General features: G+C 65.9%; 16 protein-coding genes. All 16 read left to right on the forward strand.

Going from position 1 to position 11,344, the window contains the following annotated elements:
• Positions 1-42 precede the first annotated feature (42 nt).
• From ACO6VM_RS04515 to ACO6VM_RS04590, 16 genes are read left to right on the forward strand one after another with little or no spacing between them, the layout of a single operon-like run.
• Positions 43-504 carry a head completion/stabilization protein gene (locus ACO6VM_RS04515; protein WP_422402804.1) on the forward strand — a complete coding sequence of 154 codons (462 nt, stop codon included), beginning with the start codon at positions 43-45 and terminating at the stop codon, positions 502-504.
• The gene (locus ACO6VM_RS04520) at positions 501-947 is read left to right on the forward strand and encodes a phage tail protein (RefSeq protein ID WP_422402805.1); all 447 of its coding nucleotides are present in this window, start codon (positions 501-503) and stop codon (positions 945-947) included. The genes ACO6VM_RS04515 and ACO6VM_RS04520 overlap by 4 nt, the downstream gene beginning before the upstream one ends.
• Complete coding sequence (locus ACO6VM_RS04525; protein WP_422402806.1) at positions 937-1,617, forward strand: phage virion morphogenesis protein; 681 nt, start codon at positions 937-939, stop codon at positions 1,615-1,617. Before ACO6VM_RS04520 ends, ACO6VM_RS04525 begins: the two co-directional genes overlap by 11 nt.
• Positions 1,618-1,628: 11 nt before the next feature.
• Positions 1,629-2,735, forward strand: coding sequence for a DUF2586 domain-containing protein (locus tag ACO6VM_RS04530; protein ID WP_422402807.1), 1,107 nt, complete (start codon positions 1,629-1,631; stop codon positions 2,733-2,735).
• 9 nt (positions 2,736-2,744) lie between these two features.
• Complete coding sequence (locus tag ACO6VM_RS04535) at positions 2,745-3,194, forward strand: phage protein (protein ID WP_422402808.1); 450 nt, start codon at positions 2,745-2,747, stop codon at positions 3,192-3,194.
• Positions 3,194-3,409 carry a TraR/DksA C4-type zinc finger protein gene (locus ACO6VM_RS04540; RefSeq protein ID WP_422402809.1) on the forward strand — a complete coding sequence of 72 codons (216 nt, stop codon included), beginning with the start codon at positions 3,194-3,196 and terminating at the stop codon, positions 3,407-3,409. Before ACO6VM_RS04535 ends, ACO6VM_RS04540 begins: the two co-directional genes overlap by 1 nt.
• Positions 3,406-3,702, forward strand: coding sequence for a hypothetical protein (locus tag ACO6VM_RS04545; RefSeq protein ID WP_422402810.1), 297 nt, complete (start codon positions 3,406-3,408; stop codon positions 3,700-3,702). The genes ACO6VM_RS04540 and ACO6VM_RS04545 overlap by 4 nt, the downstream gene beginning before the upstream one ends.
• Complete coding sequence (locus ACO6VM_RS04550) at positions 3,699-4,229, forward strand: lysozyme (RefSeq protein WP_422402811.1); 531 nt, start codon at positions 3,699-3,701, stop codon at positions 4,227-4,229. The genes ACO6VM_RS04545 and ACO6VM_RS04550 overlap by 4 nt, the downstream gene beginning before the upstream one ends.
• Positions 4,217-4,708: a lysis system i-spanin subunit Rz gene (locus ACO6VM_RS04555; RefSeq protein WP_422402812.1), complete on the forward strand. Its 492-nt coding sequence runs from the start codon at positions 4,217-4,219 to the stop codon at positions 4,706-4,708. The genes ACO6VM_RS04550 and ACO6VM_RS04555 overlap by 13 nt, the downstream gene beginning before the upstream one ends.
• Positions 4,705-4,992, forward strand: a complete 288-nt coding sequence (locus ACO6VM_RS04560) for a putative phage tail assembly chaperone (protein WP_422402813.1) — start codon at positions 4,705-4,707, stop codon at positions 4,990-4,992. The genes ACO6VM_RS04555 and ACO6VM_RS04560 overlap by 4 nt, the downstream gene beginning before the upstream one ends.
• 20 nt (positions 4,993-5,012) lie before the next feature.
• The gene (locus tag ACO6VM_RS04565; RefSeq protein WP_413697903.1) at positions 5,013-5,156 is read left to right on the forward strand and encodes a DUF6890 family protein; all 144 of its coding nucleotides are present in this window, start codon (positions 5,013-5,015) and stop codon (positions 5,154-5,156) included.
• 6 nt (positions 5,157-5,162) lie between these two features.
• Complete coding sequence (locus tag ACO6VM_RS04570) at positions 5,163-7,145, forward strand: phage tail tape measure protein (RefSeq protein WP_422402814.1); 1,983 nt, start codon at positions 5,163-5,165, stop codon at positions 7,143-7,145.
• A complete protein-coding gene (locus ACO6VM_RS04575) occupies positions 7,145-7,465 on the forward strand; it encodes a DUF2590 family protein (protein WP_422402815.1) in 321 nt (106 codons plus the stop codon). Before ACO6VM_RS04570 ends, ACO6VM_RS04575 begins: the two co-directional genes overlap by 1 nt.
• Positions 7,462-8,631 carry a baseplate J/gp47 family protein gene (locus ACO6VM_RS04580; RefSeq protein WP_422402816.1) on the forward strand — a complete coding sequence of 390 codons (1,170 nt, stop codon included), beginning with the start codon at positions 7,462-7,464 and terminating at the stop codon, positions 8,629-8,631. The genes ACO6VM_RS04575 and ACO6VM_RS04580 overlap by 4 nt, the downstream gene beginning before the upstream one ends.
• Positions 8,624-9,148 carry a phage tail protein gene (locus ACO6VM_RS04585; RefSeq protein ID WP_422402817.1) on the forward strand — a complete coding sequence of 175 codons (525 nt, stop codon included), beginning with the start codon at positions 8,624-8,626 and terminating at the stop codon, positions 9,146-9,148. Before ACO6VM_RS04580 ends, ACO6VM_RS04585 begins: the two co-directional genes overlap by 8 nt.
• A gap of 9 nt (positions 9,149-9,157) precedes the next feature.
• Positions 9,158-11,338 (forward strand): phage tail protein, encoded by a 2,181-nt coding sequence (locus tag ACO6VM_RS04590; RefSeq protein ID WP_422402818.1) that lies wholly within the window; start codon positions 9,158-9,160, stop codon positions 11,336-11,338.
• Positions 11,339-11,344 lie beyond the last annotated feature (6 nt).

Here is an 11,344-nt window from a genome sequence, read left to right on the forward strand (position 1 = left end):
CCCGTGGCAACGGTGTTTCCCGCCCTATTCGAGTGGCCAGCAATGAGCTTTTCAGGCAAACCCACCACTGTCGTAGAGCAGACCATCGAGAACAACGGCTTCTGGCCGGACCTCTCGCTGGCTGAATACCAGAAGGCTTACCGACTGCCGGGTGAGTACCTGAGCGAGGTGCTGGTTACTCAACTTGAACTGGCCATGGGCGATGTGAACACCGACCTGGCCCGCCTGATGAACAGCTGGAAGGGCCTCGGCATCACCGAGGTGGCCACCGCTGACCCGCTTCTCCTGGAGGAGCGGGCGTATAAGGTGACGCTGTACAAGCGCGCCGTGTACTGCCGGGCCAAGGCCACCGCCCTGACCGACTTTGCGACCATCACCCGCCGCGAAGTGGCCGAAAACGCCGGCAAGGAAGCCCCCGAGCGCGCCGACACCTATCTGGCGTTCAGCCAGCAGGCCGTGCGCGCCCTGCAGGGCCGCAGCCGCATCACGGCGGCCTTGCTGTGAACAAGCTCCAGGCCATGACGGCCTACCTCCTCGAGGCCAACCTGGTGCTGCCGGAGCAGCTGGACAGCTGGACCGACCAGCTGAGCCTGGACCTGATCTGGAAGCCCACCGGCAACGGCGGCATGCACATGGGCGACCTGCGCTACCGCGCCGTGATCGTCCTCGAGCGCTTCGCCGGCAACCCGTCGCTGCTCATGGCCCTGGTCGGCTCCTGGCTGGAGTCCAACGACCCCGATCGCGGCGACGACCTGCCTGTGCCGGCGTTCGCCGTCGAGCCCCTGGACAACGACCTGTTCGACGTAGAGCTGACCATCGAGTTCGAGGAAGGCCAGCACCTGGTCGAGGATCCAGACGGCCCAATCAGCAGCGGCGGTAAGAAGTACGGCCTGGGCCAAGCCGAGCTGTGGGTTGCTGAGCACGGGGAGGTTGGCCATGGCGGCTAGCACCCTCGGCCTGGACATTCGCGGCCTGCTCGATGCCCAGGCCCAACTGGCGCTGCTCGAGCTGCCGCCCAAGCTGCGCCGGCGCCTGCTTAACCGGCTGGGCAAGAGCGCCCGCAGCCTGAGCCGCAAGCGCATCCGCAACCAGCAGAACCTGGACGGTTCGCCGTTCGCACCGCGCCGCGACCCCGAGGGCGGCAAAAAGAAGATGGAGGCCGGCCTGGGCAAGCTGCTGCAGGTCACCCGTGTGGACGCCGACGAGGCCGTCCTGGGCTGGAAGAACAACCTCACCAGCTGGGTGGCCTCCCAGCAGCACAACGGCGCCTCTGAGCGCCGCACCGCGCAGCAGATGCGCCGCTGGAACCGGGTCGAGGAAGGCGCCAAGTGCACCGAGAAGCAGGCCAAGCGCCTGCGCCGGTTGGGCTTTCGCGTGCGCATGGAGGGCAAGAAGCGGCTCAGCCGTCCCCCGGTGGCCTGGATCCTCGCCAACGTCAGCTACATGCAAGCCGGGGTGCTGATCCGCGTCCTGGACGAGGAGCGCGGCGAGTCTACCGGTGCCCAGAGCTGGGAAATCACCCTGCCCAAGCGGCAGTTCCTGGGCGCGGGCAACGAGCAGGAGAACAGCGACCTGCTCAACCACTTGCTCGACCAAATCATCAATTCACCCCGTTAACGAGGCATCGCATGGCACTCGGCAAAGTCAGCGTAAACAATCTCAACCTCGGCCAGGGTGCCGTGACCGAGATCGAGCGCTATTTCCTCTACATCGGCGCCGCCGGCACGAACGCCGGGCAGCTGCTGCCCCTCAACACCGATAGCGACCTGGACGCCATGCTTGGCGGGCCGGCGAGCGATCTCAAGACCCAGATCACCGCCGCCAGGCTGAACGGCGGCGACCGCTGGGCGTGCCTGGCCGCTCCGATCGACGCCGAGCAGACCTGGCAGGAAGCGTTGGAGAAAGCTCAGCAACTGGGGTACTCCGTCGAGGCCGCGGTGATCACCACGCCGGTGACCGACGGTGACGAACTTTCGGACATGCATGACGCCGCAACCGCTGTCACCAATACCTACGGGCGCCGTCTGTTCGTCATGGCCGCCACTGCCGGCATCAGCGCTGAACAGACCTGGGCGGAATACGCCACCGAGCAGAAGGCGATCACCAAGGACCTGGTGGCGCCGCGTGTCCTGGTCGTGCCCCAGCTGCACGGCAACGACCTGGGCGTGCTGGCCGGGCGCCTGGCCAACGCCGCCGTCAGCATCGCCGACAGCCCGATGCGCGTGGCCACTGGCGCGGTGCAAGGCCTTGGCCCCGTTCCCAAGGACAAGGAAGGCATCCCGCTGCCATCGGCCATCCGTGCCGCTCTGGACGCCGATCGTTTCTCTGTGTCGCAGACCTACCCGGACTACCCGGGCGTGTACTGGGGCGACGGCAACATGCTCGATGCCCCGGCCAGCGACTACCTGGTGATCGAGTACCTGCGCCTGGCCGACAAGGCCGCTCGCCAGGTCCGCCCGCTGCTGATCCGCCGCGTCGGCGATCGCCGCCTGAACAACAGCCCCGCGAGCATGGCCGCTGCCGAAACGGCGTTCATGAAGCCGCTGCGTGTGATGGCCAAGTCCACCACCTTCGCCGGCGAGCAGTTCCCGGGCGAGATCAAGCAGCCCAAGAAAGGCGACATCGTCATCAACTGGCCGACCCGGAACCGAGTGGAGGTGTACATCAAGCTCACCCCGCTGGAGTGCCCGAAAGACCTCACCGCCAACATCGCCCTCGACCTTTCGAACGAGTAAGGAGCACCTATGTCCCGCATTGGCGGCAAGAACTTCGACATCGCCCTGGGCGACCTGCAGGTGCACGTCGAGTCCTGCACCCTGGATATCACCGATAACAGCGCCGTGGCGCAAACCCGGGGCGTGCCTGACGGCTATGTCGACGGCGATGTGACCGCCAGCGGTGAGTTCGAGTTCGACAGCATGAACTTCAACCTGCTGATCGAAGCCGCCCGCACTGCCGGTAGCTTCCGCCAGTTGAGCGTCTTCGACACCGTGTTTTTCGGCTCTGCAGGTGACCAGGAGCTGAAGGTCGAGGCCTTCGGCTGCCGCTTGAAAGTCTCCAGCCTGCTCAGCGTCGACCCCAAGGGCGGCGAGAAGGCCAAGCACAAGGTGCCGTTCGACGTCACCAGCCCGGACTTCATCCACATCAACGGCGTGCCGTACCTGGGCGCGTCCGAGATTGAGGGCCTGAGCTGATGGTCTGTCCGTTCGATCGCGCCCAAGCCCTGGAGCAACGCCAGCGTGACCAGGCCCTGACCGCCGCGCTTGCTCGTGCCCGGGCACGCTCGAACGTGCCGAGCCTGACCCACTGTGAAGACTGCGACGACGAAATCCCCGAGGCGCGCCGCGCTTTCGGCGGGATCACTCGCTGCGTGCCCTGCCAATCCCTTTTCGAGCGTGCCCCACGATGACCACACGCACCCAGTCAAGGCCGAAGGTCGAGATCCGTCTGGCCCTGCTCGAGCAGCGCATGGACGCCCTGGCCAGCCACAACGAGTCCGTGCCCGGGCGCGTGACCCGCCTCGAGGGCGAATTCGAGCACATGGCCACCCAGTTGACCGCGCTCAATGATGGCCAGCGGCAGCTGACCGCCACGGTGGCCGATCTCGGTACCAAGGTCACCCGCATGATCGCCATGCTGACTGTTCTAGGCGTTGTGGCCCAGCTGGTTGCGCCGGCGCTGCTGCGCATGGTGTTCCCATGAGCCTGCGCCGCAAGATCCTGGCCGGTACCGCCGGTCTGGTACTGGGTAGCAGCACGCTGATGGCGTTCCTGGGCAAGTGGGAAGGCGAGGGCCAGAACGTGGTCTACGCCGACAAGCTGGCCCGGGGCCTGCCCACTGTGTGCATGGGCGTCACCCGCCACACCAGCCCTTACCCGGTGATCGTGGGTGACTACTGGTCCCCCGAGCGCTGCGCCGAGGTGGAAAAGCTGGTGGTGGAGAAGGGCCAGCTGGCCCTGGCCGACTGCCTGACCAATCCGAACATCCGGCAGAACACGTTCGATGCCCTCAGCAGCCACGGCCACAACGTCGGCGTGCCGTCGACCTGCGCGAGCCGTGCCGTGGGCCTCATCAACGCGGGGCGCATCAAGGAAGGCTGTCGGGCGCTGGCCTGGGGCGTCGATGGCCGCCCGGTCTGGGCCTACGTCACCGACGCCAAGGGCAACAAACGGTTCGTCCCGGGCCTGCACGCTCGCCGAGTCGAGGAGGCACACCTATGCGCATCGTGACTCTGCAGGTACTGGCTGCGCTGTTGCTGGTCGGTGCCACCTGTTTGCTGTTCGATCGGGTGCTGCTGCAGCGCGACAGTGCCCGATCGGAGCGTGATTCGGCCCAGTACGAGGCCGCGGGCCTGCGCGAAGCCGCGCGAATCACCGGTGAGCGGCTGACCCAAGCCGCCGCCCAGGACAGCAAACACACCCAGGAGCTGAGCAATGCGCTCAAGAACAACCAGGACCTGCAGCGTGCTGTTGATCTGCGCGATCAGCGGCTGCTCGTCAAAGCCAGTTGCCCCGCCGCCGCAGTGCGCCCCGATTCCGCCGGCGCCGGCGTGGCTGATGCAGGCCCCGCCGAACTCGCAGCAGACGCTCGACCGGATTATTTCACCCTCCGGGATCAGCTCGCCCTCAGCCGGCAAATGATCCTCGGCCTGCAGGACCACGTCCGCACCTTTTGCACCACCCACCCAACCACTGGAGCAACACCATGACTGACCGCCGCGAAATCACCCTGGAGCTGGGCGAACAGGAATTCACTTTCACCCTGACCCCGGCTGACGTGACCAAGTACTTCAACAGCCTGAACCAGAACAACAAGGTCGCACCGGCCAACAACCTGCTGGTCACCACCGTAGACCAGGAGCAGCGCGCCACCCTGAAACCACTGCTGGGTAACCCGGTGATGGTCATGCAACTGGCCGGCGCACTGATGGAAGAGTACGGCCCGCAGGTCGACATCATCGTAAAAAAGTCCTCGAGCACGCTGACCGCCTGACGGAAAACGGGCTGGGCCAGCTGCTGGCCCTCACAAACCGCTGGCTACCTGGTGCAGAGCCCTCGATCGAGAACATGGGCCTGGCCAAGTGGCTGGATGACGAACACTGGAGACGCATGGAGATCGCCGTGGCCAACGGCATCGCCCACGCCCTCAACGGATAACCCCCCATGGCTGATCGCTCCTCCCGCCTGGACTTCATCCTGGCCCTGACCGACAAGGTCACCGCGCCGATCGGCAAGGTGAAGACGACCTTTTCCGACCTGGCCGAGCAGAGCCAGGAGAATTTCAAGCAGATGGGCATCGGCCTGGCGGGCGTTACCGGCAGCTTCGTCGCCATCAACGCCTCGCTCGAGCCGGCGCTGGAGATGAACCGCGCCCTGGGCGACGTCCGATCGTTGGGTGTGGCCGAGAACGCCCTGGAGTCGCTGAACGCGAAGGCCCTGGAGTTTTCCGTGGCCTACGGTGAGAACGCCCAGGAGTTCGTCGCCTCGGCGTACCAGATCGAGGGCGCGGTGAAGGGCCTGGCCGGCACCCAGCTGGCCACGTTCACCAACACCAGCAGCGTGCTGGCCAAGGCCACCAAAGCCGACAAGGCGGTCATGAGCGAGTACGTCGGCACGCTCTACAACCTGCAGAAGCAGCAGGCCGACGCCATGGGCGCGAGTCAGTGGGTCGAGAAGCTGGGCGGCCAGACCGCCCTGGCCACCCAGCTGTTCCGCACCTCGGGCGAGGCCATGAAGGACGCATTCAAGGAAGCCGGCGCAATCGCGACGGCCTCGGGCGTCGACCTGGCCGAGCAGATGGCGGTGATCGGCACCCTGTCGTCGACCATGGAGGGCGGCGACGCGGGCGGGCGCTACAAGGCGTTCTTCGAGAACATCGCCAACGCCGGCGACAAGCTGGGGATGAAGTTCACCGACGCCAACGGCAAGGCCATGCCGATGCTCGAGATCCTGGGCAAGCTCGAGGGCAAGTATGGCGATCTCAAGAACGCCGCGGCTAACAGCAAGCTGGTGGAGGCCTTCGGCGGCGAGGGCGCCCAGGTGATCGGTGCCCTGGCTGCAGACACCGGACGACTGCGCAACGGCATCGAGCAGCTGGGCAAGGTGCACGGCCTCGAGCAGGCCGAGCGCATGGCCAAGGCCATGGTGGACCCGTGGCAGCAGTTCGGCGCCGCCGTGCAGGCCCTGCGTATCGCCTTCGGCCAATCGCTGATTCCTGTGCTCACCCCACTGATGGACCGTCTGGTCGGCATTGCCGGCACGTTGACCCGCTGGACCCAGCTGTTCCCGAACATCACCCGGGTTATCGGTGTCGTCACGCTGGTGATCCTGGGCATGGCCGCTGGCATGGGGCTACTCACATTCGCAGTAGGCCTGGGGCGATCGACCTGGTTGTCCCTGGTCACCATCTGGAAGGTGCTCACCTGGACCGGCTGGCGAAGCATCGCGATGTTTGTCTACCACACCGTGATGGTGAGCCTGTTCGTCGTCGGCATGGTCGCCATGTACACCTGGATGGGCCTTGTGCGGGGCGCGATGTTGGCCTGGCAGGGCGTGATCTGGCTGGTGAACGCGGCACTCAGCGCAAACCCGATCGCCTTGATCGTGATTGGTATCGCCGCGCTGATCGCCCTGGTGGTGCTGGCCGTCGTGTATTGGGACGAATGGACGGCGGCGCTGATGAATACCGTCGCGTTCAAGTGGGTCAGTGCGCAGTTGCAGGCGCTTTCCGACTGGTTCAACTCCATGGGCGGCTGGTCCGCGATGGCCAAGGCCGCGTGGGACAGCATCGTCGGGGTGTTCCAGGAGGCGATCAACAGCCTGATCGAGCTGATCAACAAGATCCCCGGCGTGAACATCGAGGCACGCCTGGGTGACATGCCGACGATCCCCGGCGCCGACCAGGCGGTGATGGCTGCCGAGACCGCCAACGTATCGCAGAACGCCCAGCAGGCCCTCAGCGCCTCGGTACCGAGCCTTGCGCCGGCGCGGCCCAACGCCGTGCCCAAGGGCGGTTTCCTGAGCAGCATCCAGAACAACAACACCCAGCACGACAGCAGCAGAAAGGTGGAGAACGTGAACATCTACAGCAGCCAGCCCATGGACGCCCAGCGTCTGCAGGGCATGCTCGAAATGGAATTGGGCTGATGGACGGCCAATACATCGACCTGCTCATCAAGGACAACGACCTGGTGCTTGACCTGGCCCGCCAGCCCGAGCCGATCCAGGACCGGGCCTCGATCGCCCAGGACATCGCCCACATGATCCGCGACAGCGGTCTGCTCGTGACCCTGGTGGCCGAGCGTGACCGCCTTCGTCAGCGTGACTGTATCCAGCAGCTGGAGCTGCTGGTGGAGAACGACGAGCGCCTGGTACCGGGCACCGCGCAGATCATCGAGCAGGCATCGGGCGTGTACCTGGTCACCGCCACCACCCTGGCGTTCGGCCAGGTGGAGGTGAGCCTGTGAGCGACGTGGATTTCCAGCAGGCGCTGACCGACGCCGGCATTCCGACCACCGAGGCCGGCCTGCGCCAGGCCTGGGAGGCGGAAGTGGCCGCCCAGGGCAGTAAACTCAGCAACACCAGCGCCTACTCGCCGTTCTGGCGAGTGGTCACGGCCCTGGTGACCAAACCGGTTCAGTGGCTCCTGCAGTTCCTGGTCACCACAGTGCTGCCCAACTTCTTCGTCAAGACGGCCACCGGCAGCTGGCTGGATATGCTGGCCTGGGCCGTTGACGTCACCCGCAAGGGCTCGACCAAGGCGATCGGCGCTATCCAGTTCACCCGGACGGCACCTGGTGGTGCACTGGTGGTACCGGTGGGCACGGTGGTCCAGTCGCCGGCGATCAACGGGCGCGTGTACCAGCTGGTGACCACGGCAGAAGGCCAATTCAGCGACGGGCTGATGCAGCTGGATATCCCGGTGGAGGCCGTCGAGGCCGGGGCAGGGTTCAACCTGGCCCCCGGTTACTACGCCATCTTGCCGGTTCCGGTCCAGGGCATTGCCCAGGTTGCGAACGGTGAAAGCTGGCTGACCGCCCCGGGCGCCGATCCAGAGCCCGACGAGGAACTGCGCCTGCGCACCCGCAACCAGTTCAGCGCCGTTAACCAGTACCACACCGACGCCGTGTATCGCGCCATGATCTCGGCCTTCCCGGGCGTGCGTCCCGATGGCGTGTACTTCGAACACGGCGCCCCGCGCGGGCCGGGCAGCGCCAACGCCTTCGTGCTATTCGACGCCGGCGTGCCGGCGGAGGCCTTCCTGGAAGAGATCAACGCCTATATCCGCGACCAGGGCAACCATGGCCACGGCGACGACCTGCTGGTCATGGTCATGCCTGAGACCGACCACGACCTGGTCGTGCAGCTGTGGCCTCGATCGACACTCACCGCCGAGCAGCGGGACAAGCTCGAGGCGGACGTGGCCCAGTTCATCCGTGCCGCGTTCCGCGACAACACCGACTACACCGCCACCTTGACCTATCCGCAGTCGCGGTTCTCGTTCAGCCGCCTGGGTGAAGAGCTGCACAAGCAGTTCCCCGGCATTGAGTCGCTGCACTTCGAGAACGCCGACATCCTGTCGGAGCTGAGCATTCCCCGCATCCAGAGCCTTCAGGTGGTGCCGCATGATTAAGCTCGAGCTCAAGTTCTGGCTGGCCGGTACCGAGCTGACCAAGCTCAAGGATGCCGCGCAGGGGTGGTGGGAGCAGGTCGAGGAGTGGCTGCGCTGGCCCCTCCTGCAGCTCGATGCCGAAACGTGCCACCTGACGATCCTGGACCTGTTGGCCTGGCAGCGGGATATCACACGCTTCAAGGGCGAGCCCGAGGATCTGTATCGCTTGCGCGTGAAGTACGCCTTCATCAATGCCAAGGACGCCGGCAGCGTTGCCGGCATGAAGCGCATCCTGGTGCGCCTCGGCGTGGGCTACGTCGAGATCGAGGAGCGTCAGCCCGATCGCGATTGGGACGTGGTGCTACTGCAGCTCACCAACACCCAGCTGGCCAAGAACCCCGAACTGCTGCGCGTGTTGATTCAGCAGTACGGCCGCACCTGCCGGCGCTACGACTTCGTGACCCTTACCCCTGTGACCGTGGCCACCGGCCTGGTGCACTTCAACGACGACCAGCAGACGCTGGTCGCCAGCCTGTAGGAGTTCCCCGTGGGAGCGAGCATTACCCTTGCAGGCGAAAGCCTGATCGCCCAGAAACAGGCCGCCCAGCAAGTCCTGGACGTGCAGCGCTTCATCTTCGCCAACGTGCCCGGGCTGGACCCGTCCGGCCCTGTCGATCGCGCCGCCGGCAAGCCCGCGGCTGATCGCATCGTCTACACCGCCGAGATCCCCAACGACAACGCCGGTTTCGTGAACCCGAACCAGGTGGTCTACAGCCTGCAGGTGGGGTCGGACGTAGGTGACTGGGACTTCAACTGGATCGGCCTGGAGACGGCCGAGGGCGTGCTGTTTGCCGTGGCCTACGTGCCGACTCAGCAGAAGCGCCGCAACGTGCCGCCGCTGCAGATCGGCAACAACATCACCCGCAACTTCCTGGTGGTGTACGACGGCGCCCAGGCGCTGACCGGCGTCACGATCGATGCGAGCACCTGGCAGCACGATTTCACCGTGCGCCTGGCCGGCATCGATGAGCGCGCACGGCAGAGCAACCGCGACATCTTCGGGCGTGCCTGTTTCTTCGGCAGCGCCCTGCAGGTGGAAAAGGTGGGCAGTGCCTACCAGGTCAAACCCGGTACCGCGTACATCGAGGGCATTCGCGTCCAGCGCGGCACCGCCCTGGCCATCGTGCCGCCGGCGTTGCCGACCACGGCCTGGCTCGATGTCGCCCTGCAGCGCGAGCTTAGCGACGTGGTGGCCAGCTGGAGCGTGGTTTTCGGTACCGGCCTGGCCGACCGCACCGACAGCGCCGGCGTTCGGCACTACCTGGTGCCGATCGCTGACCTGGTCAGTGCGGCCTCGCTGCTCGACCGTCGCCCCGTGGAAGCGATCGACGGGCCGTTGGTACAGCACTTCGCGGCCCGCACTGGCGATTACGAACAGCTGCGTGCCCGGGCGACGACCAAAGAAGACGTGGATCTGGGCAACCTGCCGAACGCAAAGAGCGATGACCCCGCCAGCAACAGCAGTGAGATCCTGGCCACCACCAAGGCCGTTCACGAAGCGGTCGCTCCCTTGAGCACTGGTATTGCCCCGGGCGTGTATGACCTGGTCGAAGTCAATGCGAACGGCCATGTCACCAAAGCCAGCCGCCAGGCGGTGTCGCAGGTGCTGAGCGCCGACGCAGCGTTGACCGCAAGCCAGCGCGGCCTGGTACTGCTCGATGGCAGTGCAGGTGCTCGGACCTTCACATTGCCGCTGGCTGATGCCGCCCTGGGCGTAATCGACCTGGTCGTGCGCCGTGTCGACAACACCGAGAACCGCCTGACGGTGAAGGCCGCCGGCACGAACCGGATCCGCTTCCACACCCACCTCAGCGCAACCGGCTATCCCTTCTTCATCCTGATGGGCGCCGGCGACTGGTGGCACCTGCGCAGCGACGGCGCCGGCAACTGGTGGCCGATCGGTCGCCTCGACACCACGCCACTGGGGCGTTCGTCGTTTGAAACCACTACCGCGTTCCAGCCGGGCGGCAACGGCCCGTTGGGCGGCGTGACCTACAACCGCGGCGAATGGCCCTGGCTGTGGGATCACGCGCAGTCGTCGGGAATGCTGACCACCGAGGCGCTGCGTGTGGGCCTGGAAGGCGGGTGGACATCGGGCGACGGCCTTTCGACGTTCCGAGGCCCGACCGGCACCGGTGAGTTCATCCGAATCGTTGACGACGTTGGGCGCCTCGAGCGTCCCGCGATCCAGGGCACCACCGCGCTGAACTCGACCACGGTGACACTGGTCGACTTCCGCGCGGTGCGGCCCTACGTCGGCATGCCGGTTACCGGCACGAACCTGCAGGCAGGCACCACGCTGGCCGGCTTCGACCTGGTCGCCAAAACCCTGACCCTGAGCACCCCCGCCAAGGCCGCCGGGCAGGGCGAGCTGACGCTGTCCGGTCGTGCACCTGGTTCGTCGCAAAAAGGTTCGCTGATGGCGATCGACGATAACGGCGATGGCGTGTGGAACCCCTATGTACCGGGCGCGGCCCCTAACGTGTCCAGAACCCAGACCGTCGCCGGCCTGGATCCTTACGACGTCGAGGACTACGGCAACATGCGCGTCGTCGGTAACACGCCCTCTGTCGGCTACAACCTGCCGGGCACCCCAGGTAACCAGGGCTCTACGGGTGTCGCTCGCCCACACAACATCGCCTGGCCTGGCCGAATGAAACTGATCTGAGGACGT

Origin of the sequence: Pseudomonas sp. GZD-209, from assembly GCF_049310485.1 — a bacterium.
Lineage (GTDB): Bacteria > Pseudomonadota > Gammaproteobacteria > Pseudomonadales > Pseudomonadaceae > Aquipseudomonas > Aquipseudomonas sichuanensis.

Excerpts from the sequence above, each read along its gene's own strand:
- ACO6VM_RS04555 (WP_422402812.1), top strand. The coding sequence starts at position 4,217 with ATGCGCATCGTGACTCTGCAGGTACTGGCTGCGCTGTTGCTGGTCGGT.
- ACO6VM_RS04515 (WP_422402804.1), top strand. The coding sequence starts at position 43 with ATGAGCTTTTCAGGCAAACCCACCACTGTCGTAGAGCAGACCATCGAG.
- ACO6VM_RS04545 (WP_422402810.1), top strand. The coding sequence starts at position 3,406 with ATGACCACACGCACCCAGTCAAGGCCGAAGGTCGAGATCCGTCTGGCC.
- ACO6VM_RS04575 (WP_422402815.1), top strand. The coding sequence starts at position 7,145 with ATGGACGGCCAATACATCGACCTGCTCATCAAGGACAACGACCTGGTG.
- ACO6VM_RS04550 (WP_422402811.1), top strand. The coding sequence starts at position 3,699 with ATGAGCCTGCGCCGCAAGATCCTGGCCGGTACCGCCGGTCTGGTACTG.
- ACO6VM_RS04535 (WP_422402808.1), top strand. The coding sequence starts at position 2,745 with ATGTCCCGCATTGGCGGCAAGAACTTCGACATCGCCCTGGGCGACCTG.
- ACO6VM_RS04570 (WP_422402814.1), top strand. The coding sequence starts at position 5,163 with ATGGCTGATCGCTCCTCCCGCCTGGACTTCATCCTGGCCCTGACCGAC.
- ACO6VM_RS04530 (WP_422402807.1), top strand. The coding sequence starts at position 1,629 with ATGGCACTCGGCAAAGTCAGCGTAAACAATCTCAACCTCGGCCAGGGT.
- ACO6VM_RS04525 (WP_422402806.1), top strand. The coding sequence starts at position 937 with ATGGCGGCTAGCACCCTCGGCCTGGACATTCGCGGCCTGCTCGATGCC.
- ACO6VM_RS04560 (WP_422402813.1), top strand. The coding sequence starts at position 4,705 with ATGACTGACCGCCGCGAAATCACCCTGGAGCTGGGCGAACAGGAATTC.
- ACO6VM_RS04585 (WP_422402817.1), top strand. The coding sequence starts at position 8,624 with ATGATTAAGCTCGAGCTCAAGTTCTGGCTGGCCGGTACCGAGCTGACC.
- ACO6VM_RS04540 (WP_422402809.1), top strand. The coding sequence starts at position 3,194 with ATGGTCTGTCCGTTCGATCGCGCCCAAGCCCTGGAGCAACGCCAGCGT.